This window comes from Rhodococcus tibetensis, from assembly GCF_024438035.1.
Lineage (GTDB): Bacteria > Actinomycetota > Actinomycetes > Mycobacteriales > Mycobacteriaceae > Rhodococcus_F > Rhodococcus_F tibetensis.
The window spans coordinates 1-26,456 of the sequence record NZ_JANFQF010000023.1 but is presented as its reverse complement, the minus strand read 5'-3'; the positions used below and the strand labels follow the sequence as shown (position 1 = coordinate 26,456).

Here is a 26,456-nt window from a genome sequence, read left to right as displayed (position 1 = left end):
TGCGCAGGCAATTGCGTCGGAAGGTAGCCAATGTCTCTGCAAGCGTCCTTCACCTTCGGTGTCGCGCACGTTCGCAGGCCCTGTCGTACCGCGCCTTGACGACGGCGAAGTCGAAAAGGTCCTTCCACGTCCACCGGATCACTTCGAACCCGGCGTCACGAATTGCGTCCTCGCGCAGTTTCTCCCGATGCACGGCCGTAGCCGGCTGCCCACCGTCGACGCCGTATTTCCCCATGCCATCGAACTCTCCGACTATGCCGTGGGCTTCCCAGAAGAAGTCGACGCGGCCGAGGAAGCCACCACTGCCGTCGTGGAGAAGCCTTTGCAGTTGAGGCGAGGGTAGTCCGTGCCGACGTATCCGGATGCGGCTCAGCGATTCTCCCGGGCTTTCGCTGCGACCGTCGAGGAATGCCGCTGCTCGTCGCGCCGTCGCGATACCTTTCCGTGGCCCGGTCCGATCGATCACCTCCCCGATGTGGTCGACAGTGACAAGCCGCCGGTGCAGCGCCGAGTCACCGACCACGACGGCCTGGTCGAACGTCGAGATGCGCGCCGTGTCCACCACCGTCCGCGCGGCGGAGGTGACCGGCAGCCCGTCCACGATGACGACATCGGTCGTGTCGAGTGGTGCGGCGTGGACATGCACTCCAGCGGTTCGGCCGCCGCCGGAAGTGTGACTTCGTGTCAGGTGTACCCGTTCGAGGGGGATGTCACCGACGTCTATATCGTGCAGCAGCGCCGCGGAGACGTGGCTCACCACGACACCGGGTGGCCGCGACTGCAGGGCCGCAGCGATGCGTATTCGGTGCAGTGCACACGCGTCGAGTCCGGCGAAGTGCGCGTCGGAGACGTACGCGCCCGCGGCGATCCGCACAAGATGTCCGGACCGTCGCGCGCGTCGGATCTCGGAGTCGGTGATGCCGTCAGCCAATGCTCGGCGTCGGAAGATCAGGTCGTCGGTCATGGCCGACATCGTGCAGCACCCCGCATACAGGACTGGCGTTCTTACCAAGACTCAGAGTGACCCTGTGGATAAAAGGCAGCCTGTGGACAACTGGATCCGCGGAGACTTTGGTCAGACGCGCGACCATTGCGACCGCGGCTGGTCAATATCAGCGCACACAGGCGAGCCCTACCCGAACCTCGACTCCAGCGCGCGGTGGTCGACCTTGCCGGGACCGCGGAGGGGGAGGGCGTCGACGAGGTGCAGTTCGCGAGGTGCGGCGGTGGCGTCGAGAGTGCGTTCGACGAACTGCCGCAGTTCGTCGAGTGTCGGGAGGGTTCCGGGTTCTGCGACGACGGCGGCGGTGACGCGCCGGCCGAGTCGCTCGTCGGGGAGGCCGAAGACGGCGCACTCACGTACGGCCGGGTGCTCGTTGAGTGCGGCCTCGACTACTTGCGGTACGACGGTGAGGCCGCCGGTGGAGATGGCCTCGTCCAGCCGGCCGGTGATGCTGAGGATCCCGTCGGTCAGCGACCCCGCGTCGTCGGTGCGGAACCAGCCGGGTTCGGCGAACGCGAGGTGGTCGGGGATGCCGCGGTAACCGGAGGCCAGCATGGGGCCGCCGAGCAGGACACGGCCGTCGCGCTCGATTCGCACCCGGGCGCCGTCGAGGGGCACGCCGTCGTACACGCATCCGCCGCAGGTTTCGCTCATTCCATATGTGCGGACGACGGTGATTCCGGAGTCCTGGGCGCGCTGCAGCACGGAGGCCGGTGTTGCGGCGCCGCCGAGTAGGACACCGTCGAGGCAGGCCAGTGCCGCCACCGCGCCGGGGTGGTCGAGGGCCTTGACGAGCTGCGTGGGAACCAACGAGGTGTATCGGCGACGGGAGGTCATGGCCTCGACCGCGGAGGGCAGGGCCGCGGGATCGAAACCTTCCGTCACATCGATCACGACCGGTTCGGTTCCCGCCAGAACACTGCGCAGAAGCACCTGCATTCCGGCGATGTGATGGGCGGGAAGGGCCAAGAGCCAGGAGCCGGGCCCGCCGAGTCTCGCGTGCGTCGCCTCACCGCTCGCGCGCAGTGCGGCCGCCGTGAGCATGGCCCCCTTGGGTACCCCCGTCGTACCCGAAGTCGCGACGACGAGTGCGATGCCGTCGTCGATCGGATCGCCGGGGCGCAAGGCATCCGTCAGCCGCCGGGTCTCGCGCTGATCGAAGGCGGGCACGGGTAGCGCGGCCGGCGCGGCACCGTCCAGGATCGACGCGAGTTGCGGCAGGACGTTCAGGGCTGCGGCACCGGGAGGGACGGGCAGAACCGTCAGTTCGTTCACTGGACGGCGTCCACCTCGTCTTCGGACAAGCGGCGAGTGAGCAGCGCGAACAACGGGATGTAGTCCTGCTCGGGCACACCGTTGGGATAACCGGCTCGCAGCCACCCGATGATGGAGGTGAGAAACGGTGGAAGGCTCATGGCTAGCCCGCGTCGGGTGTTTCTTTCGGGTCGCTGGAACCCTCCTCGCGGTCGGTGTCGCCCGCGATCAGTCGTGGAAGCCGTTGGTGAAGTCGCTCTGCGGTCACACCCAGATTGTGCGGATCGGAGGCCGAAAAGTACAGCTGAGGTCAGACGTCTCGATCAACCCGGCGTATGCCGCCAGCTCACGTGTCGGTGACCGGCCGGGTGTCGCGCCGGAGGGGGTGGTCCTGCGGAATTTGCACCAACACGATCGGGATTCCGTCGGGGTCCGCGATCCACATCTCGTGCAGTCCCCATGGTTCCTGCCGGGCTTCGCGGTCGATCTTCACCCCCGCGAGCACCAGTTCGGTCTGTGCGGCGGTGAGGTCGCGGACCTGCAGCCAGAGCGCGCCGTCGAAAGTCGACGCAGGGCCCGTGCCGCCGTGGGCTGCCACCTCGATGAGTCCCTGGCCTGCGAAGAACACGGTGCCCCCGGGGTATTCGCGGGCGGTGGCGAGTCCCAGGATGTCGCGATAGAAACTCAGCGTCTTCGCGTAGTCCTGTGGCCGCAGGATCGTCCTGCTGCTGAGGATCTCCACCCGTCACTCTCCTTTGCTCGGGCGGGCCTCGTGACCTGCCCGGCCGTGTGTGCGTCGCTCTTCCTTCATCTCCGCCTCGAACAGGTGGCGGCGACCGTCCACGAGTTCCTCGCGGGCGGCGCGCTCCAGGTCGCGGAAGGTGGCCCAGTAGCCGTCGTCGAACTCCTCCACCACCTGAAAGGTCCATCGTCCATCGAGGACGTTGAGGCCGATCAACTCGGTCTGCACGCGGTCCGCGATCAGGCCGTGACCCGCCGACCGCAAGGCGTCGACGGCCTCGCCGAGCTGAAGGTCGGCGTGCCCGATCAGCTGGTGGAACGAGTACAGCAGTCCGCGGGCCCGCTCGACCGTTTCGAAGGACTCGGACAGCTTCCCGAGCGCGGCGACGGTGTCGTCGCTGGTTCCGGGCGGACGGCAGTGTTCCGGGGCCGGGAGCTCACGGTCGGTGCTCATGTGGTCAGTGTGCCGGAATCGGCGAATCCGCGCTCGGCCGTTGCTGATTCCACAAAGCCCAGGACCGAGCAGCTCAGAAGTACCAGGGATACGGATTCCAGTCGGGTTCGCGCTTCTCGAGGAACGAGTCGCGACCCTCGACGGCCTCATCCGTCATGTAGGCCATGCGGGTGGCCTCGCCGGCGAACAACTGCTGACCGACGAGACCGTCGTCCTGCAGGTTGAACGCGTACTTCAGCATGCGCTGCGCTTGCGGGGACTTTCCGTTGATCTTGGTGCCCCATTCGATCGCGACGTCCTCGAGGTCGGCGTGGTCGACGACCTTGTTGACGGCACCCATTCGGTGCATCTCCTCGGCGGTGTACGTCTCACCGAGGAAGAAGATCTCGCGGGCGAACTTCTGTCCGACCATCTTGGCGAGGTAGGCGCTGCCGTAGCCGCCGTCGAAGCTGCCGACGTCGGCGTCGGTCTGCTTGAAGCGGGCGTGTTCGCGGCTCGCGAGCGTCATATCGCACACCACGTGCAGGCTGTGCCCGCCGCCCGCCGCCCAGCCGTTGACGAGACAGATGACCACCTTCGGCATGAACCGGATCAGACGCTGAACTTCGAGGATGTGCAGGCGACCGGCGCGGGCCCGGTCGACGGTGTCCGCGGTTTCCCCGGCACGGCCGGTGGTCGCATCCTGCTCGGTGTACTGGTATCCGCTGCGGCCGCGGATGCGCTGATCTCCGCCCGAGCAGAACGCCCAGCCCTGATCCTTCGGGCTCGGCCCGTTGCCGGTGAGGAGGACTGCCCCCACGTCGGAGGTCATCCGGGCGTGGTCGAGCGCCTGGTACAGCTCGTCGACGGTGTGCGGACGGAAGGCGTTGCGCACTTCGGGACGGTCGAACGCCACCCGGACGATGCCCTCGCTGACATGCCGGTGATAGGTGATGTCCGTGAGGTTCTCGAAGCCGGGTACGGGGCGCCAGTGCTGCGGGTTGAAGGTCACGATGTCGAGGATATGCGTACGCGTCGGCGGCGCACGGAGGGTGTTGGTTCAGGTGGAGGCGCCGCCTTGGGGTGGTCGGCCGTCGGCGCGGTGATGGGCCGGGTTTACCGTGCAGGTATGAGCGAACAGGCTGCTGACGTCACCCGTCTCGACGGGAAGCGCGACGACGACTACGAGCACCACGGCGGGTTCCCCAAGTATGAGGCGGTCATCCCCGGTCCGGACTGGGCACGATTCGTGGACGGAATGCGCGCGTTGCAGGACCTGGCGGTGTCGGTGGACGCCCCCGACGACGTTCTCGCGCAGGCCGCCGACCAGGTGGAAAAGCTCGCCGCACTGCTCGGACCGCACGTGGTTCCCGAGGGACGGTCGCCGGCCGGGCGAACGATCGAGCTGCCGGGCCGGGGGAGTCTGCTGATGCCGCCGTGGCACATTGAGAGGTTCGGACCTGACGGGGTGCGTAGCGCGGGCCAGTTCCGTCGCTACCACCTCGGTGGCAACGGTGCCGCGCACGGCGGCACGCTGCCGTTGCTGTTCGACGACCTGATGGGAATGATCGTCCACGCGTACGGGCGGCCCATCAGCCGTACGGCGTACTTGCACGTGAACTATCGGGCGATCACGCCGCTCGACACGCCGCTCACCGTCGAGGGCAGCGTCGACCGGGTCGAGGGGCGCAAGACGTTCATCACAGCGCAGCTGAAGCACGGCGACACGTTGCTCGCCGACTGCGAGGCCCTCATGCTCGAGCTCCTGCCCGGACAGCCCTGAGCTCGTGACCTCGCTGCCGACCCTCGATGAGGTCCTGGCCGACGCGGTCGTGGTGAGTCTGCCCATGCGGGTGCGGTTCCGCGGCATCACGACGCGAGAAGCCTTGCTCCTGCGCGGCCCCGCGGGGTGGGGTGAGTTCGCGCCCTTCCCGGAGTACGCGGACGACGAAGCCGCTTACTGGTTGCAGTCGGCGATCGAGGCGGCCTGGCTCGGTCCGCCCCCGGCGCTCCGTGATCGGGTAGCTGTCAACGCGACCGTTCCCGCGGTCGACGCCGCACAGGTGCCAGACCTCCTTTCGCGGTACCCGGGAGCGCGTACCGCGAAAGTGAAGGTGGCCGAGCGCGGTCAAAGCCTGGCCGACGACGTCGCCCGGGTGAACGCCGTCCGCGCACACATTCCCTGCGTGCGCGTCGACGCGAACGGTGGATGGTCGGTCGAGGAGGCGGTGACGGCGCTGCACGCACTGACGGCAGGAGGACCCCTCGAGTACGCCGAACAGCCGTGCGCGAGTGTGGCCGAGCTGGTGGAGGTGCGTCGACGTGTGCCCGATGTGCGTGTGGCCGCCGACGAGAGCATTCGACGCGCCGAGGATCCGCTGAGGGTGGTCCGCGCCGGCGGAGCCGACGTCGCCGTCGTGAAGGTCGCCCCACTCGGGGGTATGCGCCGCCTCCTCTCGCTCGCGGACGAGTTGTCCTCGTACGGCGTTTCGGTGGTGGTGTCGAGTGCCTTGGACACCGCCGTGGGAATTGCCGCCGGTGTCGCGGCTGCGGCAGCGCTGCCCGACCTGCACTTCGCGTGCGGGCTGGGAACCGGTGGCCTCTTCGAGGCGGATGTGGCCCAGCCCAGAGAGCCCGTGAACGGTGCGCTCGCCGTCGCATCCGTTACGCCCGACCCCGCCCGCGTCGCCGAACTCACGGCCTCTGCCGAGCGATCCCGCTGGTGGGTGGAGCGTGTGCGCCGGTGTCATGGCCTGCTCGAACAACGCGACCCGCAGATTTTCGTATAGTGTCTGGCCGGACCTGATCGCTCAGTCAATACGGAGGCATTGAAAGTGGTTGCAGCTCTGAACGAAACCCTGCTCGACGAGGCACGCGTACCGGCGGTCATCGCCGACGTGCAGGCTCTGATCGACGCAGAGGTTTCGGACAAGTCGGGGGCCTCGGGACTGGCACTGAAGGGTGGTTACGCCGCGGTCAAGAAGGTGGGACCGTCCATCGTGCCGGATGCTATCGAGGGCTTGCTGCCCGAATTCGTCACCAAGCTCGAGCCGTACTGGCAGGATTTCACCGTCAGCGGCCAGGGTTCGTTCGCCGACTACCTCGTCGCCCGCGGCGACGACGTATCGGATTCGCTCCTCGGTGTCACGGACGAGCGCATCGAGAACAGTGACCGCGGCGCGGTCAAGAAGGTGTACAACTCGCTGCGTCCGTCCGCGAAGAAGAATGTGATCGAAGCACTTCCGCGTCTGGGCGCGCTCGTCCAGAAGCACGCTCACTGACAAAGCCTCGGTGGGTGGCCAGGTGCGCGCGATACGCACCTGGCCACCCACCTGTGGTCAGTAGGCAGGGTGGCCGTGGCGCCAGTAGCCGGTGAACGAAATGTGCGTCTTGGGAACGTGCCGATCGTTCACGAGGTGGCGTCGAAGAGCTGTCGGCAGTTCACTTTCCCCGGCGACGAACGTGTACGACGGCCCGGTCGGAAGATTCGCCTGCCGTACCGTCTCCAGCGCCAGAAGCCCCGGGCGGGCATCAGGGTCTGTGCGGACCAGCCAGTGCAGTTTCACCCCGTCGCCCACCGAAATGTCCTGTGCGTCTGCGGCTTCCGCGATCTCGATAAACACCTCGGCCTGCAGATCCCGCGGCGCCGAACGCAGAATCCCGACTATCGCCGGTAAGGCGCTCTCGTCACCGACCAGGAGTTGCCACTCGGCGTCGGGAGCCGGGTTGTAGATCCGGCCCTCGTCGAGGATGGCAATCTCGTCGCCTGTCGAGGCCGAACCTGCCCAAGCCGAAGCCGGCCCCAGGTCGCCGTGGGAGGCGAAATCGATGTCGATCTCCGCACAATCGCCGAACAGCCCGGTTCCGGCGGCGCGGTAATCGCGGATCGTGTAGTTGCGCACGATCGGCCGTGTGTCCTTGGACATCAGCTTGTACTGCGCGTACCAGAGGTTGCTTGCGCTGGTCGGTAGCCGGAGAGTGGCCTGGCCGGGCTGGGGGATGAACATCCGGAACCACTGGTCGTAGCCCATCGGCGTCACGGAGTCGAGTTCGGGGCCCGCCACGGTGACGCGGATGAAGTTGGGGCTGATCTGCTTGCCCGCCACCACCCGGGCGGACGCAATGCGGCGAGTCTCGGGTTTGACGAATTTGCTGCGTTGGGCCATGGATGGTTACTTCCCGGAGAGAGTGTCGACTGTCAGGTAAGCCTAACCAATCGCCCCGTTACTCGGGGCGCTGCGGTCGGTCCAGCAGCACGACTTCTGGTGGCAACCCCCACTCGTTACGGCCCAGGCGACTGAGCGGTGCGAGGGACGCGAAGTCGGGCAGACCGTCCTGCGCGACCGCCTCGTTCCGCACCGCGACCGCCAGCACGTTGCCCATCACCACGAATGAATCACCTACCGGCACGATCTGGGCGAGACGGCATTCGATCGCCACCGGCGATGCGGCTACCCGCACGGGACGCACATGCTCGCTCGGCTCGGTGTCGATCCCCAGGGCCGCGAATTCGTCGACGTCGTGGTCGTAGGTGGCCGAGCTGGCGTTCACGACCTTCATGAGTGGTTCGGTCGCCACGTTGATCACGAACTCCCCGGTGGCTTCGATATTGCGGAGGCTGTCCTTGCGGGTGACGGAAGTGAACTGCACCACCGGCGGGTTGGTGCTCGAGACCGAGAAGAAGCTGTAGGGGGCCAAATTGGCTACGCCGTCCTCCGAGAGGGTGGACACCCAAGCGATCGGTCGCGGCACCACCGAGGCGGTCAGCACCTGGTACATGCGGCGAGGCGGGAGGTCGGCAGGGTCGAAGACTGTGCGCATGGGTTCATCGTGTCAGCGGACGGGTGTGGCCGCGAACTCACCGTACGAGGTCGCCGACGGAACCGGTGGGCGGATCTGACACTCTGGATGGTGTGAATCCGTCCACTGCACAAGCCACCGCGGTCGTCGACGAACTGGTCCGCGGGGGAGTGCGCGAAGTTGTGCTCTGCCCGGGTTCGCGGAACGCTCCGCTGGCCTTCGCGCTGCAGGCGGCCGACCTCGAGGGCCGACTGCGAATGCACATGCGCATCGACGAGCGCACCGCCGGATTTCTCGCGCTGGGTCTGGCCGTCGCAGGTCGTCGGCCAGTACCTATCGTCATGACCTCGGGTACGGCCGTGGCCAACCTCGGTCCGGCCGTCCTCGAGGCCAACTACGCCCGCGTGCCGCTCGTGGTGCTCAGCGCCAACCGCCCGTACGAGATGCTCGGCACCGGCGCCAACCAGACCATCGAGCAGCTCGGTCTGTTCGGCAGTCAGGTCCGCGCCACCATCAGCCTGGGTCTGGCCGAGGACGACGCCGGGCAGAACAGTCAGTGGCGATCCGCGGTGTGCCGGGTGCTGGCAGCCGCGCGCGGTACTCGCTCCGGCAACGCCGGCCCCGTCCACTTCGACATCCCCTTGCGCGAACCGCTCGTCCCGGACGTACATGCCCAGGGTCCGGTGCCGCAGGGGCGGCCGAACGGCGCGGCATGGACCACCACTCGACATGCGACCCTGGACGTGCCGGTCGACCTCGACCTCACCCCTGACACCATCGTGATTTCCGGTCACGGCTCGGCGCCCAGGCCCGAGCTCGCCGGACTCCCGACGGTCGCGGAGCCGACGGCGCCGCTCCACGGCATACCGATGCATCCGATGGCGCTGCCTCAGCTCAAACCACGGCAGGCGATCATCACCGGACGTCCCACCCTGCACCGGTCCGTGTCCAAACTTCTCGCCGATCCGGTGGTGGCCGTGTACGCGCTCACCACCGGCCCGCGGTGGCCCGACGTCTCCGGCAACGTCCTCGCAACTGGCACCCGGGCCGTGGTGTCGGGTGAACCCGACCCCGCGTGGATCGCTCGTTGCCGCACGCTCACCGAGCACACGGACAAGGCGGTGCGCGCCCAGCTGGCCTCCCATCCGAAGGCAACCGGCTTGCACGTCGCGGCCACGGTGATGGACGCCCTGTCCGACGGTGACCAGCTGCTCCTCGGGGCATCCAATCCGGTGCGAGACGCCGCGCTCGTCAGCTACCCCTCGCCGCAGATCCGGGTTCTGTCCAACCGGGGAGTCGCGGGCATCGACGGCACGGTGTCGGCCGCCGTGGGCGCGGCCCTCGCCTATGAGGAGGGCCGCACCGTGGCCCTGCTCGGGGACCTGACGTTTCTGCACGACGCCTCCGGCCTGCTTATCGGCACAGGGGAACCGCGGCCGGACGATCTCACCATCGTCGTGGCCAACGACGACGGCGGCGGCATCTTCGAACTGCTCGAACAGGGCGACCCCCAGTACGCGGGCGTATTCGAGCGCGTCTTCGGCACACCGCACGGCATGGACCTCGCCGCATTGTGTGCCGCCTACCGTGTGGAGCATCACCTCGTCGGACTCGACGAATTGTCCGCCGAACTGCGTAACCCCGGGACTCCCGGTGAACGCGGAATCCGGGTGCTCGAGGTGACCACCGAGCGTTCCGGCCTGCGCGAACTGCACGCAGCGGTCCGGGCGCAGCTGTGAACCCACGGGTGACCGGCCGGGTGCGCCGAGGCATCCTCGTGACGGCCGCCGGCATCTCGATACTCGCCGTGCTGCTGGTGGTGGCCGCGTGGCGAAACGACGGCACCATCGAGTCGGATATGGGTGTCACGACGGCCGAGGTGCTATCGGCCGGCTCCCTGCGGTCGGCGATCAGTTTCGTGACACCCGACGGCGTGACGCACAATCCGGAACTGGGCGTGCTGTACCCGACCCGGTTGACGGCCGGACAGCGGATCGACGTCGAGTACGCACGGGCCGATCCGGACCTCGTCCGTGTGTCCGGGCGCGATGCGAGTGTCGCCGTGATCCCCGCGGGTTCACTCATCGTCGTCACGTGGCTGATCGCGGGACCGCTGATCTGGTATCTGCGGAGACGAGAGGATTCGGCGGTTTCTTCGGCAATGTCATCCTGAGTTCGCCGGAACTTCGCGCGTCGGTCATATCGTTCTCGCCGCTGTGACTACGAGCACTGCCACGCTGTGCGTCGTGAGAGTAGCCATCGTTGCGGAGTCGTTCCTGCCCAACATGAATGGTGTGACCAATTCGGTGCTCCGGGTTCTCGAGCATCTACAGGGCGCCGGACACCAGGCGATGGTCGTCGCCCCGGACACGGTCGGATCCCAGCCTCCTGCCCCTACCGAACACGACGGTGTGCCCATCTATCGGGTGCCCGCGATGATGGTTCCGAAGGTCAGCTCACTGCCCGTGGGACTGCCCCAACCGGGACTGACGGCGGAACTCCGCGCGTTCGAGCCCGACGTGATCCACCTGGCGTCGCCGTTCCTGCTCGGCGCGGGCGGGCTCGGCGCGGCGCACCGACTGGACGTGCCGACGGTGGCGATCTATCAGACGGATGTCGCGGGCTTCGCCGAAAGCTACGGTCTGGGAATCACCAGCCGCGCGGCGTGGGCCTGGACCCGCCGCATCCACAAGGGCTGCACGCGCACCCTGGCGCCGTCGACGTCGGCGGTCGAGGCCCTCGCCGAACAGCGAATTCCCCGCGTGCATCGCTGGGCTCGCGGCGTCGAGACCAGCCGATTCGCGCCATCCCGCCGCAGCACGGACCTGCGCGAATCCTGGTCGGGGGAACCGGACCGTCTGATCGTGGGGTTCGTGGGCAGGCTAGCTCCGGAGAAGCATGTCGAGCGACTTGCTGCTCTGTCCGAGCACGCCGGGATCCAGCTCGTGGTGATCGGTGACGGGCCGGAGCGCGGCCGCTTGCAGAAGCTGATGCCCGATGCCGTCTTCACCGGCCAACTCGGCGGCACCGAACTCGCCGAGGCTTACGCGAGCCTCGATGTCTTCGTGCATCCGGGCGAGCACGAGACCTTCTGCCAGGCCGTCCAGGAAGCGCTCGCCAGTGGCGTGCCGGTGATCGGCCCGGACGCCGGAGGGCCACGCGACCTCGTCGCGCACTGCCGCAACGGCTATCTGCTGCCGGTCGAGCGGTTCGCCGAGCTGCTGCCCAGCGCCGTCGAGGCGCTGAGTGATCGGCGGATGCGGGCCCGCTTCGGTGAGGCGGCCCGCCGCTCGGTCCTGCACCGCACCTGGCCGGCCATCTGCAGTGAGCTGTTGAATCACTACGCAGAGGTCACCGGATCTTCCGGGTTTCGCGCGTCGCGGGCTGCCTGATCGCCACACGGGTGTTGCTGGTCCTGTTCGCCGTCGCCGCGCTGGACACTGGGTGGCGAACGCGTGGCCGATCGGAATCAGCGGGAGTCGTCGACTAGCGCCGAGGCCGGCACCCGGTGAGGTTGGTAGCGTTTCGGTCGTGGCAACTACACACGGTTCGCGGGCGTCGCTCGCAAAAGATCCGCACGAAGTCGCGTCGATGTTCGACGGCGTCGCGAAGCGTTACGACCTCACCAACACCATCCTGTCGTTCGGGCAGGACCGCAGCTGGCGCAAGGCGACGCGCTCGGCCCTCGACCCGAAGCCCGGCGAGCGCGTTCTCGACCTCGCGGCGGGGACCGGCGTGTCGACCGTCGAGCTCGGACGGTCGGGTGCCTGGTGTGTGGCCACCGACTTCTCCAAGGGGATGCTGCAGGCCGGTATCGGGCGGCGGGTTCCGATGGTGGCCGGGGACGCGATGCATCTGCCGTACGCCGACGCCGTGTTCGACGCCGCAACCATCTCCTTCGGGCTGCGCAACGTCTCCGACTTCGACGCCGGTCTCGAAGAGATCGCCCGCGTCACCAAACCGGGCGGTCGCCTCGTCGTCAGCGAGTTCTCCACACCGGTGTTCGGTCCGTTCCGCACGATCTACATGGAGTACCTGATGAAGGCGCTCCCGCGGGTCGCGCGCGCCGTCAGCAGCAACCCGGACGCCTACGTGTATCTCGCGGAGTCCATTCGCGCCTGGCCGACGCAGTCCGAACTCGCGCAGCGCATCGAGGCCGCAGGGTGGCGACACGTTCAGTGGCGCAACCTCACCGGTGGGGTCGTCGCCCTGCACCGCGCCACCCGCTGACCGGCGTCAGCCGAACAGCGGCCGTGAGTCCACCTTTTTCGAGACCAAGCCGGACGCCCTCCACGCCCTGGCGGTGAGGTCGTTGTCCTCCTCGGTGACCAGGTTGCCCATCACGCGCACGGCGACGGTCATGAGCGCACGCGAGCGCATCGCCACCGGACCCGACGCCGGGAGCACCCGGGGGACGGTCAGCAGTCCCGCGAGCCGACGGGCCACCGAGAACGCTCGACCGTAGCGCTCTCGGAGGATGCTGGGCCACAGCTCCGTCAGGTCGTCCGCATCGAGGACGTCGGCCACGAGGCGTCCACCCTCGAGCCCGTAGTCGATACCCTCGCCGTTGAGCGGGTTCACGCAGGCTGCGGCGTCGCCGATGATCGCCCAGTTCGGGCCGGCGATGTGGGACACCGCGCCGCCCATCGGAAGCAACGCTGACGCCACCGCACGCAGCTCGCCGTCCCAGGCCCACTCCTCACGCCGCTGCGCCGTGTACAGGTCGAGCAGGGGGCGCAGCGCGCCCGGTGCCGGCCGCTTGGCGGTGGCCAGCGTGCCGACTCCGATGTTCACCTCACCGGTGCCGAGGGGGAACACCCACCCGTACCCCGACTGCAACGTGCCCGCGCCGTCGCGCAGTTCCAGATGGGAGGTGATCCACGGATCGTCACTGCGGGCGGTGGCGATGTAGGCGCGCGCCGCGACGCCGTACGCGGTGTCGCGATGCCATTGCCTGCCCAGCTTTTTGCCCAACGTCGACCGGACCCCGTCGGCGACGATCAGGGTGCGGCATCCGATGGTGTGCGTCCCCTCGGCGGTGTTCACCGCCACCGCGGTCACCCGGGTGCCGGTCCGTTCGACGCCGACCGCCTTGGCGCCCTGCACCATCACGGCGCCGGCCTCGACAGCGGTCGCGCGAATCTTGTCGTCGAATTCAGTCCTGGCCACCGCACTGCCGACGGCGGGGAACGACCGTCCGGGCCATTCGAGTTCGAGTTCCTGCCCGAATCCACTCAACCGGAGTCCGCGGTTCGTGCCCTTCGACCGCACCCAGTCACCAAGGCCGAGGTGATCGAGCTCGGCGACGGCACGCGGGGTGAGGCCGTCACCACACGTCTTGTCCCGGGGGAACACGGCGGCGTCGACGAGCACCACGTCGCGGCCGGAACGCGCCACCCAGGCGGCAGCAGAGGAACCGGCGGGACCAGCACCGATGACGAGGACATCGGTGGCGGTGGGAAGCGGGGACCCCGCGGGCGACTGTTCTGTTGCGACCACACCTATATCCTGTCAGGCCGCGCTCGAGGACCGCGGCGAGGCCGATGGACGCTGCAACCGCTAGGTTCTCTACCGTGGGTACCAGCCGTCACCGACGGCGCGGGAACCGAGCCGTCACTGACGACAGGAATGGGTACTGAGAACGTGAGCACCGAGGGCGCAGCACACACCGCTGCCGACGCTGTAGAGGGCACTACGGTCGCCGGGATCGATCTCGGCGACCCCCAGCTCGCTGCCACGGTCCGCGACAGGCTGAAGCAGGTCGAGGAACTGCTGGTCAGCGAGCTCTCCGATGGCGAGGATTTCCTCACCGAGGCGGCGCTGCACCTCGCGAAGGCCGGTGGCAAGCGTTTCCGCCCGTTGTTCACGGTGCTCACCGCCCAGCTGGGACCCAAAGCGTCCGATCCGGCGGTGGTCACCGCCGCGACCGTCGTCGAATTGGTCCATCTGGCCACGCTCTACCACGACGACGTGATGGACGAGGCGTCGATGCGCCGAGGTGCGCCCAGTGCCAATTCGCGATGGGGCAACAGTGTCGCGATCCTGGCGGGCGACTACTTGTTCGCGCACGCCTCTCGCCTCGTGTCTACATTGGGCCCCTCCGCCGTCCAGATCATCGCCGAGACGTTCGCCGAACTCGTGACCGGGCAGATGCGCGAGACGATCGGCCTCCGCGGCGAACAAGACCCGGTCCAGCACTATCTCAAGGTGGTGTGGGAGAAGACGGGGTCACTGATCGCCGCGTGCGGACGTTTCGGCGGCACCTTCTCCGGCGCGGACGCCGCCGACGTGGAGCGGCTCGAACGACTCGGCGACGCCGTCGGCACCGCCTTCCAGATCTCCGACGACATCATCGACATCTCCTCCGTGTCGGCGCAGTCCGGCAAGACACCCGGAACCGACCTGCGTGAGGGTGTGCACACGCTTCCCGTGCTGTACGCGCTGCGCGACGAGGGGCCCGAGGCCGACCGGTTGCGGGTGCTTCTCGACGGTCCCGTCACCGACGACGACGTAGTGGCAGAGGCGCTCGAGCTGCTCGCGCGGTCGCCCGGGATGGCGCAGGCCAAGGCGAAACTCGAGGAGTTCGCCGTCGAGGCTCGCGCGCAGCTCGCCGGGCTCCCGCAGGGCCCCGCCAACGAGGCGCTCGCCAGGTTGGTCGATTACACGATCGAACGCGTCGGCTGAGCCGTAACGTAGAACCGGATTGCACGCCGCGATTCCTCGCCGTATACGTCGGGAACCGTGTCACCGCCCTGCTTCGTTGAATGATCAAGATCCGGTATTCGGGCGATCGTGATCGGGTGACAACGACAAGGAAGGCGAGCCGTGCGCGGGTACGCAAACGGGGCCAAGACCCTGGTTCTGCTGGTCGGCATGTCGGCGCTGATCGTGTTCATCGGCGCGTTGTTCCGCAACCCCACCATCTTGCTGCTCGCGATCGTGTTCGCGGTGGGAATGAACGCGTACGTGTACTTCAACAGCGACAAGATGGCGCTCAAGGCCATGCACGCCCAGCCGATCACCGAGGTGCAGGCGCCGGTCATCTACCGCATCGTCCGGGAACTGGCCACCACCGCGCACCAGCCGATGCCGCGGCTCTACATCAGCCCCACGTCCGCGCCCAACGCGTTCGCCACCGGGCGCAGTCCACGCCACGCGGCGGTGTGCGTCACGAGCGGCATTCTGCAGATCCTCAACGAACGAGAGTTGCGGGCCGTACTCGGACACGAGCTGTCGCACGTCTACAACCGCGACATCCTGATTTCCTCCGTCGCCGGCGCCATGGCCGCCGTCGTGTCGGGACTCGCGAACTTCGCCATGTTCGCCAACATGTTCGGCGGACGCGGCGGGGGACAGGGCGCCAACCCGATCGCGCTGATCCTGGTGTCGCTGCTCGGGCCCATCGCCGCGACGGTCGTCAAACTCGCGGTGTCGCGGTCCCGGGAGTACCAGGCCGACCAGTCGGGCGCAGAACTCACCGGCGACCCCCTGGCGCTGGCGTCCGCACTGCGGAAGCTGGAGCGAGGCACTCAGGCTGCGCCGCTGCCGCCGGAGCCCCAGCTCGCCGCGCAGTCGCACCTGATGATCGCCAACCCGTTCCGCACCGGCGAGAAGATAAGCCGGATGTTCTCCACCCACCCGCCGATGGCCGACCGGATCGAGCGGCTCGAGCGCATGGCAGGGATGTAGGCGGCTTCGCCGCCCGTGCGTGGTTAACGAGTGCAGGGACTCGTCAACCGCGCACGAGCGCGAAGCGCCTAGCGGTAGTTCACGAACTGCAGCGCGATCCCGAAGTCCTCGCCCTTGAGCAGCGAGATGACGGCCTGCAGGTCGTCGCGCTTCTTGCTGCTCACCCGCAGTTCTTCGCCCTGGATCTGAGCCTTGACGCCCTTGGGGCCCTCGTCGCGAATCTTCTTGGTGATCTTCTTGGCGTTCTCCGAGGTGATGCCCTGGACGAGCGTGCCGGTTAGTTTGTAGATCTTTCCCGACTGCGCCGGCTCGCCGGCGTCGAAGGCCTTCAGCGAGATGTCGCGGCGGATCAACTTTTCCTTGAAGACGTCCAGGGCGGCGAGTAGTCGCTCCTCCGTGTCGGCCGTCAGCGTGATGGTTTCCTCACCGGACCACTCGATCGACGCGCCCGTGTTGCGGAAGTCGAAACGGGTCGACAGTTCCTTGCCGGCTTGATGCAGGGCGTTGTCCACCTCTTGACGCTCCACCTTGCTCACCACATCGAAGGACGAATCAGCCACTTCACACTCCCGGTTTCCGTCTGTTTCCCCGCCGCGATCCGGACGGGCGCTCACCTGAATGCTAGTGAGCAGATTCGACGCTATCGGTTCGCAACCGCCCGTATCCACCCGGTTTGCAATACGGGGGGCCGTTCGTTGTATTCTTCTTTCCGCAGTGGAGAGCGATATCGCACAGATGCCGCGATCCTCGTGCAACCCGGCAGATTGCCCGAGCGGCCAATGGGAGCGGACTGTAAATCCGTCGGCTTATGCCTACGTAGGTTCGAATCCTACATCTGCCACACACAGAACCCCGGTGAGCGTCAGCTCACCGGGGTTCTGCCGTTCAGGTGCCCACCGTCCGGATCTGCTGCGCGCGCTGCCGCGGTGACGCGACGCCCGGTGCGCGGAGTTTCGAATGATCGTGACCAGGCAATTTGGTTCTCGGCGCGAACTCTGTGTAATCTCGTCAAGGCTTCAGCGCGCAGAGATGTGCGTGTGAAGCACGCCCCCTTAGCTCAGTCGGCAGAGCGTTTCCATGGTAAGGAAAAGGTCAACGGTTCGATTCCGTTAGGGGGCTCGCTGGATTGTGGTGGAGCGCTCCGTGCGCGACACTCGACACCGAGGCGGTGTAGCTCAGTTGGTAGAGCAAACGACTCATAATCGTTGCGTCGCCGGTTCAAGTCCGGTCACCGCTACACAATATGCATGATCCACCCTGATTGTTCGTAATCAGATACACCCGAAAGAAGGCATCCCGTGGCCTCCTCGACTGACGTTCGGCCCAAGATCACTTTGGCCTGCGAGGTATGCAAGCACCGTAACTACATCACCAAGAAGAACCGGCGTAACGATCCCGATCGCCTGGAGATCAAGAAGTTCTGCCCCAACTGCGGAACCCACCAGTCGCATCGCGAGTCGAAGTAGCACGGTTCCGGCCGGGATTTGAGTTCGCGAGGGAAGCTTCGAGGCTGCCCTCGCGTTCCCACGCCCAGGGTAGAAGAGGTTCTTTCGCGTGACTGACACAGTGACAGAGATCGAGACGAGTACGGCTCCGGACGTTCCCGAGGATCCGGCCGCGCACGCACTGGCGATGGTGGGGCACCACTACCGTGTCGACGACTTCTACGAGGTCGGTCGCGAGAAGGTACGCGAGTACGCGCGGGCTGTTCAGGACTGGCACCCCGCCCACCACGACGAGGACGCTGCGCGCGGCCTTGGCTACGACGGCCTGCTCGCTCCGCTCACGTTCATCTCTCTCGTCGGCATCATCGCTCAGGGCCGCCTCTTCAAGGAGATCGTCACCGGCTACGATCCGAGCCAGATTCTGCAGACGGATCAGCGTCTCGTGTTCCACAAGCCGATCAAGGTCGGTGACCGCTTGGTCTGCGACGTGTATCTCGATAGTTTCCGGCAGATGGGTGGCAGCGACATCATCACCACCAAGAACATCGTCACCGACCAGAACGACGAACTCGTGCAGACCACTTGGACCACGCTTGTCGCGCGGACTGGCGGCGAGGTCGACGAGAACATCGCTCACGCAGTCAAGGACGTGATCATGCATGGCGCTTCGTAAGTTCGAGGACGTCTCGGTGGGGGAGGAACTCCCCGAGCGCATCGTGCGGCTCACGCGTGGCGACCTGGTCAACTATGCGGGCGTCTCGGGCGATCCTAATCCGATCCACTGGAGCGACGAAGTCGTCAAGCTCGCGGGTCTGGACAATGTGATCGCGCACGGGATGCTCACCATGGGTCTCGGTGGTGGATTCGTCACTTCATGGCTCGGAGACCCCGGTGCGGTCACCGAGTACAATGTTCGCTTCACGAGCTCGGTGTACGTCCGTGAGGACGAGGCCGCCGAGGTCGAGTACACCGGCAAGGTGAAGTCGGTGGATGAAGAAAGCAAGACTGCAGTAGTCGCTATCGTGGCGCGCTCCGAAGGAAAGAAGATCTTCGGTCGTGCCACGGCAACGGTCCGTCTGGCCTGACAGCCGGGTGGATTGGGTTTGTTCCGGGGCTTTGAAGTACACTGAGATTTCTGGGATTACTCAGCGCTGCGCGCTGCCCTACGGTGCTGTTCGGCCGACACAGGGTGGCGCGCGTGTCATGTGATCACAGAGAGGTCGGTCAGGAGTTGGTCCAGAGGTAACTCGGGGCCAGGTCACCCGACCAAAGGGGCGTAGCTCAACTGGCAGAGCAGCGGTCTCCAAAACCGCAGGTTGCAGGTTCAAGTCCTGTCGCCCCTGCCCCCGGATTGCCAGCGACGAGAGGAACGACGTGAGCGAGGAGCGCGCCAAGCGCGACGGCGACACTTCAGGGTCGACGCGCCCGGACGGTGTCGACGAGACCGCGGCCGACGCCACCACGCGTTCCGAGACTCCGTCGGCAAGACCGAGTGGCAAACGTCAGAGCCGTCGTTCGCAAGCCGGCACCGGCGTCGCCGCCAGTTCCGTGAAGTCGCCGGAACGGGTGAAAGCCGAGACGGTCACCAAAGTCCGGCCCGCCACGCAGAATCGCGCCGACAAGCCGCGCAAGGAGAACATCTTCAAGCGGCTGCGCCGGTTCCTGCGTGAGGTCATCGCGGAACTCCGCAAGGTCATCTGGCCTAATCGCAAGCAGATGATTACCTACACCAGCGTCGTGCTCGTGTTCGTGGTCTTTATGGTGGCGTTCATCGGTGTGCTGGATCTGGCGGTCATCAAAGGCGTCACCTGGTTGTTCGGTTGACGGAATCCGCCCCGGTGGATCCCAAGTATGTGAGTGACGAGAGGAAGCGAGTGCCCCAGTGAGCACCCCCGAGAACGACACGAATGAGGCTTTGGCCGAAGAGCGTGTTTCTGCCGAGGCGGCAGCCGAAGTGGATGTCGAGGCTGCCGACGAGGGCACCGATGCTGCGGACACTGTCGGTGACGACGTAACCGTGCCCTCGACCGACGACGTCGTCGCCGACGAGGCGCCCGCTGACGATACAGTCGCCGCCGAGGAGCCCGAGGATCCGGTCGCCGAGCTGAAGGCCGCGCTGCGCCGTGCGCCCGGTGACTGGTATGTCATCCACTCCTACGCGGGCTACGAGAACAAGGTGAAGGCCAACCTCGAGACCCGTGTCCAGAACCTCGATGTGGGTGACTACATCTTCCAGGTGGAGGTCCCCACCGAAGAGGTCACCGAAATCAAGAACGGCCAGCGCAAGCAGGTCAACCGGAAGGTTCTGCCCGGTTACATCCTCGTCCGGATGGAGCTCAACGACGAGTCCTGGGGAGCCGTGCGCAATACGCCCGGTGTCACCGGATTCGTCGGCGCCACCTCGCGGCCGTCTCCGCTGACCCTCAACGAGGTCGTCAAGTTCCTGCTGCCGCAGCAGGAACAGAAGAAGCAGGCTGCCGCCGCGGCAGTGTCCGCCGGTGACACCGGGGGAGAGAGCTTCGCGAAGCCGCTCATCGAGGTCGATTTCGAGGTCGGCGAGTCTGTCACCGTGATGGACGGCCCGTTTGCGACGCTTCCGGCCAGCATCAGCGAGGTCAACGCTGAGCAGCAGAAGCTCAAGGTTCTCGTCTCGATCTTCGGTCGCGAGACGCCCGTCGAGCTGTCCTTCACTCAGGTCGCGAAGATCTAGCGCGCCACACACTTGCACTGCAGTAGCAAGAAACACACCCAGCAACAAATAGGAAATCGAGATGCCCCCCAAGAAGAAGAAGCTCGCAGGGCTCATCAAGCTTCAGATCCAGGCCGGTCAGGCTAACCCTGCACCGCCCGTGGGTCCCGCGCTTGGTCAGCACGGCGTGAACATCATGGAGTTCTGCAAGGCCTACAACGCGGCGACTGAGTCTCAGCGCGGCAATGTCGTGCCGGTCGAAATCTCGGTCTACGAGGACCGAAGCTTCGATTTCAAGCTGAAGACCCCTCCGGCTGCCAAGCTGCTACTCAAGGCTGCAGGCGTCCAGAAGGGCTCCGGCGAGCCGCACAAGACCAAGGTTGCCTCGGTGACCATGGACCAGGTGCGCGAGATCGCGAAGACCAAGCAGGAAGACCTCAACGCCAACGACATCGAGCAGGCCGCGAAGATCATCGCCGGCACCGCCCGGTCGATGGGCATCACGGTCGACGGCTGAGCCGTTTCCGTATGACGGCCGCGTCCGTCGAGAGAACGCGTGGGAGGGCCGGCCAGGCCCCGACCACTACTGAACCATTCACCACTGCAGTCGGTCACACACTGTGGTGAGAAGTAAGGACAGAAGACATGGCAAAGCGCAGCAAGGCGTACCTCGCCGCCGCTGAGAAGATCGACTTCGACAAGCTGTACAGCCCGCTGCAGGCTGCGAAGCTGGCGAAGGAAACGTCGTCGAGCAAGATGGACGCGACCGTCGAGGTTGCGGTGCGTCTGGGCGTCGACCCCCGCAAGGCGGACCAGATGGTCCGCGGAACGGTCAACCTGCCGCACGGCACCGGTAAAACCGCCCGCGTCATCGTGTTCGCAGTCGGAGAGAAGGCCGCTGAGGCCGAGGCAGCTGGAGCCGACGCCGTCGGTGCCGAAGACCTCATCGAGCGGATCCAGGGTGGCTGGCTCGACTTCGACGCCGCCATCGCGACCCCTGACCAGATGGCCAAGGTCGGCCGCATCGCCCGCGTCCTCGGACCGCGTGGCCTGATGCCGAACCCGAAGACGGGCACCGTGACCGCAGATGTCACCAAGGCTGTCGCGGACATCAAGGGCGGAAAGATCAACTTCCGCGTCGACAAGCAGGCCAACCTGCACTTCGTGATCGGCAAGGCGTCCTTCGACGACGCCAAGCTGGTGGAGAACTACGGCGCCGCGCTGGACGAGATCCTGCGTGCGAAGCCGTCCTCCGCGAAGGGCCGTTACGTCAAGAAGGTCACCGTTTCGACCACCACCGGCCCGGGCATCCCGGTGGACCCGAACCGCACCCGCAACCTTCTCGAGGAAGCCGACGCGTAGGTTCGACACGTTCGCACAGTTCGGCCGGTACGGATATCTCCGTACCGGCCGAACTGCATTGTGTGGTGTCGACGCTGGTCGCATGGCCGCCGATTTGGTGGCGTGGCCCGTGATGCCGTAGTCTGTGCTGCGGAGTTCAAGCAGTATTCGAACTCCACCCCAAATCATGTTCTACCCAAGACCGTTGGTGATCGTCCCCGCGAGGGTGCGATTGAAAGTCCGGGAATGTCCGGCGGCCCACGCAGGAGGACGAGGTAGGGGGATGCGTCTCGGTTGCGGTCTCGTACCCGGCTGATCGCCTCCTTTTCCGCCCCGTGTGCCCTGCACCGGGGCGTTTTGCATGTCGTGGATTGTGCACTGTCCGGATTCCCGGACATGCGCAGCGGTTCCGAAGTGGGATAACGACTGTCATGAGAGGAGGCGAAGTATGGCAAAGCCTGAGAAGGTTTCCGCAGTTGCGGAGATCACCGAGCAGTTCAAGGGTTCGACCGCTGCTGTAATCACGGAATACCGTGGTTTGACGGTGGGCAACATCACGACACTGCGCCGCGCTCTCGGAGAAGGTGCCACCTACTCCGTCGCCAAGAACACCCTGGTCAAGCGTGCCGCTGCTGAAGCGGGCGTCGAGGGCCTTGACGACCTTTTCGTCGGTCCGACCGCCATTGCATTCATCAAGGGCGAGCCGGTCGATGCAGCGAAGGCTATTAAGAACTTCGCGAAGGACAACAAGGCGCTCGTCATCAAGGGCGGCTACATGGACGGCGCTGCGCTGTCCGTGGACCAGGTCAACCGGATTGCGGACCTCGAGTCCCGCGAGATCCTGTTGGCCAAGCTGGCCGGCGCGATGAAGGGCAACTTGGCAAAGGCCGCAGGTCTGTTCAATGCTCCTGCCTCGCAGGTGGCTCGTCTGGCTGCCGCGCTGCAGGAGAAGAAGGCCGCCGAGGGCGGAGCAGAAGCTCCGGCCGAGGCTCCGGCCGAAAGCTGATCCGCACCCGCGCATCACAGCTATAACCCCGCCCGGTCGCGGATCAGCGACATGGGACTTACAGGAAGGACCGCCATCATGGCGAAGCTCAGCACCGAAGAGTTGTTGGACCAGTTCAAGGAGCTCACCCTTCTCGAGCTGTCGGAGTTCGTGAAGGCATTCGAGGAGACCTTCGAGGTCACCGCGGCTGCTCCGGTTGCCGTTGCCGCTGCAGGTGCCCCGGCTGCTGCCGGCGCCGACGCTGCTGAGGAGCAGGACGAGTTCGACGTCGTCCTCGAGTCGGCCGGCGACAAGAAGATCCAGGTCATCAAGGTCGTTCGTGAGGTCGTTTCCGGCCTCGGCCTGAAGGAAGCCAAGGACCTCGTCGAGGGTGCTCCCAAGGCCATCCTGGAGAAGGTTGCCAAGGACGCGGCCGACGCCGCGAAGGAGAAGCTCGAGGCTGCCGGCGCGAAGATCACGGTCAAGTAAGACGGTTTCGCGCTGCTCCTACGTGAGCAGACGAACAAGGGCCACTCCCACCTGTGGGGAGTGGCCCTTGTTCATGTCCGTGGGAGTCCCCGGTGTGTCGGGAACCGGGTAGGAAACTGGACGTACGACCTGCTCGAAACCCTCATGTCAGTGCAGCTCAGCGGGTATGTTTTGCATTGTGGGACCCGGTGTTGGCATGCCTTCTTACCGGTGAGTAGCATACTCTGTCACAGGTAACACTTCGATGCGATAGAGTGACCCAACCCACACGGGTGTACGCATCGAACGGTCGCGGAGGTAATGGTGGGAGTCGAGGTATCCGTCGAGGGACTGACCAAGTCCTTCGGCTCGCAGAGGATCTGGCAGGACGTCACGTTGACCCTTCCGGCAGGTGAGGTCAGCGCTTTGCTGGGCCCATCGGGTACGGGTAAGTCGGTGTTCCTCAAGTCGTTGATCGGTCTTCTCCGCCCGGAGCAGGGCACGATCGTGATCGACGGCACCAACATCTTGGAGTGCTCGAGCAAGGAGCTCTACGAGATCCGCAAGCTGTTCGGAGTGCTGTTCCAGGACGGTGCACTGTTCGGCTCGATGAACCTTTTCGACAACGTGGCGTTCCCGCTGCGCGAGCACACGAAGAAGTCCGAGTCCGACATCCGCAAGATCGTGATGGAGAAGATGGAACTCGTCGGTCTCCTCGGGGCCGAGGAGAAGCTGCCGGGCGAGATTTCCGGCGGTATGCGCAAGCGTGCGGGCCTGGCCCGGGCGTTGGTGCTCGACCCGCAGATTATCCTGGTGGACGAGCCCGACTCGGGCCTGGACCCGGTGCGCACCACGTACATCTCCCAGACGTTGATCGACATCAACGCCGAGATCGACGCGACCATTCTCATCGTCTCGCACAACATCAACCTCGCGCGCACGGTGCCGGACAACATCGGCATGCTGTTCCGTCGTCATCTGGTGATGTTCGGTCCGCGTGAGGTGCTCCTCACCAGCGAGGAGCCGGTGGTCAAGCAGTTCCTCAACGGCACGATGATCGGTCCGATCGGAATGTCGGAGGAGAAGGACGAGGCGCAGATGGCGCAAGAGCAAGCGATGGTCGATGCCGGCCACCACGCCGGTGGTGTCGACGACGTCGAGGGGATCGTGCCGCAGATGAAGGCCACCCCGGGTATGCCGTTCCGGCAGGCCGTGGCCCGTCGGCAGGAGCGGGTGCGCCACATCATGCACACCCTGCCGCCCAACGCGCAGGCCGCAATCCAGGAAAGCCTCGACGAAACACCCAGCAACGGCGGCGACTACGACTACGCCTACAGCCAGGAAGATACGCAGGTCCTCCCGGCATACCGGGGTGAAGGATACGAGAACACCACTCACGGGCAAGGGTAGGCATAACGGATGGGGGTTACCCGCAGCTCCGTCTTGCGGCCGGTCAACGGTGCGCTGACGCAGGCCGGAAACATCGTCGAGCTTTTCGTCGACGTCGCACGAAACACGTTCAAACGACCATTCCAGTTCCGTGAGTTCATCGAACAGGCCTGGTTCATCGCGAGCGTGACGATTCTGCCCACTGCCATGGTGGCGATCCCGTTCGGTGCAGTGGTGTCACTGCAGACGGGATCGCTGATCAAGCAACTCGGTGCCGAGTCGTTCACGGGAGCGGCCAGTGTGCTCGCCGTCATCCAGCAGGGATCTCCACTGGTGACGGCACTCCTGGTGGCCGGGGCTGCGGGCTCGGCTGTCACGGCGGATCTCGGTGCGCGAACCATTCGCGAAGAGATCGATGCCATGGAGGTTCTGGGCATCAACCCTGTGCAGCGTCTCGTCGTGCCCAGGGTCCTCGCGATGGTGCTCGTCGCCATCCTGCTCAACGGATTGGTGTCCGTGGTCGGTATCGCCGGCGGCTACTTCTTCAATGTGATTCTCCAAGGGGGTAATCCCGGTGCGTACCTGGCATCGTTCTCGGCCTTCGCGCAGCTGCCCGACATCTGGGTGGGCGAGCTCAAAGCGGCGGTCTTCGGTGTCATCGCCGGTGTCATCGCGGCGTACAAGGGACTTCATCCGAAGGGCGGACCCAAGGGTGTCGGTGACGCCGTGAACCAGTCAGTGGTGATCACGTTCCTACTGCTGTTCTTTGCCAACCTGATCTTGACCATGGTGTACCTCCAGATCGTTCCGGCGAAGGGATCGTGACCCGATGACAATCGCAAAGGGACGCGGTGACCGGACGCTCCTGGCTGCGCGCCGGGTCGGGCGCGCGCCACTCAACGTGCTCGACCGGGCCGGCGAGCAGATGTCGTTCTACGCCAGGGCGATCGCGTGGTCACCGCACACGCTTGTGCACTACCGCAAGGAAGTTCTGCGGTTGCTCGCCGAAGTGACCTTCGGCAGTGGGGCGCTCGCAGTCATCGGTGGAACCATCGGCGTCATCGCGATGATGTCCGGCTTCACCGGTGTCGTTGTCGGCTTGCAGGGTTTCGCAGCGTTGGAGCAGCTGGGCAGTTCGGTGCTCACCGGTTTCTTGTCCGCCTACGTCAACACCCGTGAGATCGCGCCGATCGTCGCCGCGCTCGCACTGTCTGCCACGGTCGGTTGTGGTTTCACAGCGCAGCTGGGTGCAATGCGCATCTCCGAGGAGATCGACGCACTGGAAGTCATGGCGGTACCGAGTGTTCCGTTCCTCGTGACCACGCGCATGGTCGCCGGTTTCGTTGCCGTCATTCCGCTCTACATCGTGGGTCTTCTTGCGGCGTACCTTGCGTCCCGGCTCATCAGCACTCTGTTCAATGGCCAATCGACCGGTTCGTACGATCACTACTTCAACTTGTTCTTGCCACCGCAAGACGTTCTCTACTCGTTCGCAAAGGTCTTGATCTTCGCTTTCGTGCTGATTCTGATTCACTGCTACTACGGCTATCACGCCTCGGGCGGCCCTGCCGGCGTCGGTGTGGCCGTGGGCCGGGCGGTTCGCACCGCGATCGTGACGATCGCCGTGCTCGACTTCTTCCTGAGCCTCGCCATTTGGGGCACGACGACCACAGTGAGGGTGGCCGGATGAGCAACACATCATCTGTTGCGGGTCGACGGGTGTTGGGGCTGGTGTTCTTCCTTGTCCTAGCCCTGTTCCTCGCCGTCACCATCGGCATGTTCAACAAGACGTTCACCAAGGTGGTCAAGATCGGGTTGGTCACCGACACGGTCGGAAATGCGCTGCCGCCCAATGCGGACGTCAAGGTGCGTGGCCTGATCGTCGGTGAGGTGCGCTCGGCTTCCACCAAGGAGGGTGAGGTCACCTTGGATCTGGCCATACAACCGGACAAGGCCGAACTCATTCCGTCCAACGCCACGGCGCGACTGTTACCCAAGACCCTATTCGGTGAACGATATGTCTCGTTGATCGTGCCCGAAGGAGACACGGCTCCGCCGATCCAGGCCGGCGACACCCTCGAACAGGACAAGAGCGGGAACGCCGTCGAGATCGGCGAGGTTCTCGACGGACTGTTGCCGCTGCTGCAGGCGATTCCGCCGCAGGACCTGGCGAACACGCTCGGTGCCCTGTCTCAGGGGCTCAGTGGACGCGGCGCCGA

The 26,456-nt window shown here is 65.7% G+C and carries 31 protein-coding genes, 4 tRNA genes and 1 pseudogene; 26 read left to right on the top strand and 10 right to left on the bottom strand.

Annotation, left to right across the window (positions count from 1 at the left end; translation table 11 throughout):
- Positions 1-49 precede the first annotated feature (49 nt).
- The 6 genes and pseudogenes from NOF53_RS22610 to NOF53_RS22585 all read right to left on the bottom strand — a co-directional run bounded on the left by NOF53_RS22610 (position 50) and on the right by NOF53_RS22585 (position 4,443).
- The gene (locus tag NOF53_RS22610) at positions 50-964 is read right to left on the bottom strand and encodes a hypothetical protein (RefSeq protein ID WP_255972925.1); all 915 of its coding nucleotides are present in this window, start codon (positions 962-964) and stop codon (positions 50-52) included.
- A gap of 168 nt (positions 965-1,132) precedes the next feature.
- Positions 1,133-2,278: an o-succinylbenzoate--CoA ligase gene (gene menE / locus NOF53_RS22605; RefSeq protein ID WP_255972923.1), complete on the bottom strand. Its 1,146-nt coding sequence runs from the start codon at positions 2,276-2,278 to the stop codon at positions 1,133-1,135.
- A 2-nt stretch (positions 2,279-2,280) separates the two neighbouring features.
- Positions 2,281-2,418, bottom strand: a pseudogene (locus NOF53_RS22600) (DUF3349 domain-containing protein); the annotation flags it as partial.
- A gap of 185 nt (positions 2,419-2,603) precedes the next feature.
- Positions 2,604-2,999 carry a VOC family protein gene (locus NOF53_RS22595; RefSeq protein WP_255972920.1) on the bottom strand — a complete coding sequence of 132 codons (396 nt, stop codon included), beginning with the start codon at positions 2,997-2,999 and terminating at the stop codon, positions 2,604-2,606.
- A 3-nt stretch (positions 3,000-3,002) separates the two neighbouring features.
- Positions 3,003-3,452, bottom strand: a complete 450-nt coding sequence (locus NOF53_RS22590; protein ID WP_255972918.1) for a hypothetical protein — start codon at positions 3,450-3,452, stop codon at positions 3,003-3,005.
- 73 nt (positions 3,453-3,525) lie between these two features.
- The gene (locus NOF53_RS22585; protein WP_255972916.1) at positions 3,526-4,443 is read right to left on the bottom strand and encodes a 1,4-dihydroxy-2-naphthoyl-CoA synthase; all 918 of its coding nucleotides are present in this window, start codon (positions 4,441-4,443) and stop codon (positions 3,526-3,528) included.
- Between the two features lie 117 nt (positions 4,444-4,560).
- Here NOF53_RS22585 and NOF53_RS22580 point away from each other — a divergent pair, with 117 nt between their 5' ends.
- Genes NOF53_RS22580 through NOF53_RS22570 form a run of 3 tightly spaced genes read left to right on the top strand, consistent with a single transcriptional unit; the run spans position 4,561 to position 6,712 of the window.
- Positions 4,561-5,214 carry a PaaI family thioesterase gene (locus NOF53_RS22580; protein ID WP_255972914.1) on the top strand — a complete coding sequence of 218 codons (654 nt, stop codon included), beginning with the start codon at positions 4,561-4,563 and terminating at the stop codon, positions 5,212-5,214.
- 4 nt (positions 5,215-5,218) lie between these two features.
- Positions 5,219-6,220 carry an o-succinylbenzoate synthase gene (locus NOF53_RS22575; protein ID WP_255972912.1) on the top strand — a complete coding sequence of 334 codons (1,002 nt, stop codon included), beginning with the start codon at positions 5,219-5,221 and terminating at the stop codon, positions 6,218-6,220.
- 45 nt (positions 6,221-6,265) lie between these two features.
- The gene (locus tag NOF53_RS22570; RefSeq protein ID WP_255972910.1) at positions 6,266-6,712 is read left to right on the top strand and encodes a DUF6918 family protein; all 447 of its coding nucleotides are present in this window, start codon (positions 6,266-6,268) and stop codon (positions 6,710-6,712) included.
- 57 nt (positions 6,713-6,769) lie between these two features.
- Here the strand turns inward: NOF53_RS22570 and NOF53_RS22565 are convergent, their stop codons facing one another.
- Both NOF53_RS22565 and NOF53_RS22560 read right to left on the bottom strand, forming a co-directional pair.
- Positions 6,770-7,597: a siderophore-interacting protein gene (locus NOF53_RS22565; protein WP_255972908.1), complete on the bottom strand. Its 828-nt coding sequence runs from the start codon at positions 7,595-7,597 to the stop codon at positions 6,770-6,772.
- Between the two features lie 58 nt (positions 7,598-7,655).
- Positions 7,656-8,252 (bottom strand): flavin reductase family protein, encoded by a 597-nt coding sequence (locus tag NOF53_RS22560; RefSeq protein WP_255972906.1) that lies wholly within the window; start codon positions 8,250-8,252, stop codon positions 7,656-7,658.
- A 92-nt stretch (positions 8,253-8,344) separates the two neighbouring features.
- Here NOF53_RS22560 and menD point away from each other — a divergent pair, with 92 nt between their 5' ends.
- The 4 genes from menD (at position 8,345) to NOF53_RS22540 (ending at position 12,461) form a co-directional block, all read left to right on the top strand.
- Positions 8,345-9,970: a 2-succinyl-5-enolpyruvyl-6-hydroxy-3-cyclohexene-1-carboxylic-acid synthase gene (menD, locus tag NOF53_RS22555; RefSeq protein ID WP_255972904.1), complete on the top strand. Its 1,626-nt coding sequence runs from the start codon at positions 8,345-8,347 to the stop codon at positions 9,968-9,970.
- On the top strand, positions 9,967-10,404 hold the full coding sequence (locus NOF53_RS22550; RefSeq protein ID WP_255972902.1) for a DUF3592 domain-containing protein: 438 nt from the start codon (positions 9,967-9,969) through the stop codon (positions 10,402-10,404). Before menD ends, NOF53_RS22550 begins: the two co-directional genes overlap by 4 nt.
- A gap of 73 nt (positions 10,405-10,477) precedes the next feature.
- Positions 10,478-11,623, top strand: a complete 1,146-nt coding sequence (locus NOF53_RS22545) for a glycosyltransferase family 4 protein (protein ID WP_255972900.1) — start codon at positions 10,478-10,480, stop codon at positions 11,621-11,623.
- 139 nt (positions 11,624-11,762) lie between these two features.
- Positions 11,763-12,461 carry a demethylmenaquinone methyltransferase gene (locus tag NOF53_RS22540; protein WP_255972898.1) on the top strand — a complete coding sequence of 233 codons (699 nt, stop codon included), beginning with the start codon at positions 11,763-11,765 and terminating at the stop codon, positions 12,459-12,461.
- A gap of 6 nt (positions 12,462-12,467) precedes the next feature.
- Here NOF53_RS22540 and NOF53_RS22535 read toward each other — a convergent pair whose 3' ends face one another.
- Entirely contained in the window at positions 12,468-13,730 is a 1,263-nt protein-coding gene (locus NOF53_RS22535) for a geranylgeranyl reductase family protein (RefSeq protein WP_255972896.1), read from the bottom strand.
- 129 nt (positions 13,731-13,859) lie between these two features.
- Here NOF53_RS22535 and NOF53_RS22530 point away from each other — a divergent pair, with 129 nt between their 5' ends.
- Entirely contained in the window at positions 13,860-14,915 is a 1,056-nt protein-coding gene (locus NOF53_RS22530) for a polyprenyl synthetase family protein (RefSeq protein ID WP_255972894.1), read from the top strand.
- A gap of 141 nt (positions 14,916-15,056) precedes the next feature.
- The gene (htpX, locus tag NOF53_RS22525) at positions 15,057-15,920 is read left to right on the top strand and encodes a zinc metalloprotease HtpX (RefSeq protein WP_255972892.1); all 864 of its coding nucleotides are present in this window, start codon (positions 15,057-15,059) and stop codon (positions 15,918-15,920) included.
- Positions 15,921-15,988: 68 nt separating this feature from the next.
- Here the strand turns inward: htpX and NOF53_RS22520 are convergent, their stop codons facing one another.
- The gene (locus tag NOF53_RS22520; protein ID WP_255972890.1) at positions 15,989-16,480 is read right to left on the bottom strand and encodes a YajQ family cyclic di-GMP-binding protein; all 492 of its coding nucleotides are present in this window, start codon (positions 16,478-16,480) and stop codon (positions 15,989-15,991) included.
- Between the two features lie 198 nt (positions 16,481-16,678).
- On the opposite strand from NOF53_RS22520, the gene NOF53_RS22515 reads away from it, so the two are divergent.
- The 17 genes from NOF53_RS22515 to NOF53_RS22435 all read left to right on the top strand — a co-directional run.
- Positions 16,679-16,761, top strand: a tRNA-Tyr gene (locus NOF53_RS22515).
- A 205-nt stretch (positions 16,762-16,966) separates the two neighbouring features.
- Positions 16,967-17,039: transfer RNA gene (locus NOF53_RS22510), tRNA-Thr, on the top strand.
- 45 nt (positions 17,040-17,084) lie between these two features.
- Positions 17,085-17,157 (top strand) — tRNA-Met (locus tag NOF53_RS22505).
- 61 nt (positions 17,158-17,218) lie between these two features.
- The gene (rpmG, locus tag NOF53_RS22500; RefSeq protein WP_005252089.1) at positions 17,219-17,386 is read left to right on the top strand and encodes a 50S ribosomal protein L33; all 168 of its coding nucleotides are present in this window, start codon (positions 17,219-17,221) and stop codon (positions 17,384-17,386) included.
- Between the two features lie 88 nt (positions 17,387-17,474).
- Positions 17,475-18,038 (top strand): (3R)-hydroxyacyl-ACP dehydratase subunit HadA, encoded by a 564-nt coding sequence (hadA, locus tag NOF53_RS22495; RefSeq protein WP_374212654.1) that lies wholly within the window; start codon positions 17,475-17,477, stop codon positions 18,036-18,038.
- Positions 18,025-18,450 (top strand): (3R)-hydroxyacyl-ACP dehydratase subunit HadB, encoded by a 426-nt coding sequence (hadB, locus tag NOF53_RS22490; RefSeq protein ID WP_255972886.1) that lies wholly within the window; start codon positions 18,025-18,027, stop codon positions 18,448-18,450. The genes hadA and hadB overlap by 14 nt, the downstream gene beginning before the upstream one ends.
- 185 nt (positions 18,451-18,635) lie before the next feature.
- Positions 18,636-18,708 (top strand) — tRNA-Trp (locus NOF53_RS22485).
- A gap of 31 nt (positions 18,709-18,739) precedes the next feature.
- Positions 18,740-19,189 (top strand): preprotein translocase subunit SecE, encoded by a 450-nt coding sequence (gene secE, locus NOF53_RS27790; protein WP_255972884.1) that lies wholly within the window; start codon positions 18,740-18,742, stop codon positions 19,187-19,189.
- Between the two features lie 58 nt (positions 19,190-19,247).
- The gene (gene nusG / locus NOF53_RS22475; protein ID WP_255972882.1) at positions 19,248-20,075 is read left to right on the top strand and encodes a transcription termination/antitermination protein NusG; all 828 of its coding nucleotides are present in this window, start codon (positions 19,248-19,250) and stop codon (positions 20,073-20,075) included.
- Between the two features lie 61 nt (positions 20,076-20,136).
- Entirely contained in the window at positions 20,137-20,571 is a 435-nt protein-coding gene (rplK, locus tag NOF53_RS22470) for a 50S ribosomal protein L11 (protein WP_109327963.1), read from the top strand.
- A 128-nt stretch (positions 20,572-20,699) separates the two neighbouring features.
- Entirely contained in the window at positions 20,700-21,416 is a 717-nt protein-coding gene (gene rplA / locus NOF53_RS22465) for a 50S ribosomal protein L1 (RefSeq protein ID WP_087561603.1), read from the top strand.
- 427 nt (positions 21,417-21,843) lie between these two features.
- Positions 21,844-22,401 (top strand): 50S ribosomal protein L10, encoded by a 558-nt coding sequence (gene rplJ / locus NOF53_RS22460; RefSeq protein ID WP_255972878.1) that lies wholly within the window; start codon positions 21,844-21,846, stop codon positions 22,399-22,401.
- Between the two features lie 78 nt (positions 22,402-22,479).
- Positions 22,480-22,869, top strand: a complete 390-nt coding sequence (gene rplL, locus NOF53_RS22455; RefSeq protein ID WP_012688867.1) for a 50S ribosomal protein L7/L12 — start codon at positions 22,480-22,482, stop codon at positions 22,867-22,869.
- 300 nt (positions 22,870-23,169) lie between these two features.
- Positions 23,170-24,258 (top strand): ABC transporter ATP-binding protein, encoded by a 1,089-nt coding sequence (locus NOF53_RS22450; RefSeq protein ID WP_305087199.1) that lies wholly within the window; start codon positions 23,170-23,172, stop codon positions 24,256-24,258.
- 9 nt (positions 24,259-24,267) lie between these two features.
- The gene (locus tag NOF53_RS22445) at positions 24,268-25,062 is read left to right on the top strand and encodes an MlaE family ABC transporter permease (protein WP_109327969.1); all 795 of its coding nucleotides are present in this window, start codon (positions 24,268-24,270) and stop codon (positions 25,060-25,062) included.
- A 4-nt stretch (positions 25,063-25,066) separates the two neighbouring features.
- On the top strand, positions 25,067-25,927 hold the full coding sequence (locus NOF53_RS22440; protein ID WP_255972873.1) for an MlaE family ABC transporter permease: 861 nt from the start codon (positions 25,067-25,069) through the stop codon (positions 25,925-25,927).
- Positions 25,924-26,456, top strand: a 533-nt coding sequence (locus NOF53_RS22435) for an MlaD family protein (RefSeq protein WP_255972871.1), incomplete at its 3' end; no start/stop codon positions are given. The genes NOF53_RS22440 and NOF53_RS22435, both read left to right, overlap by 4 nt.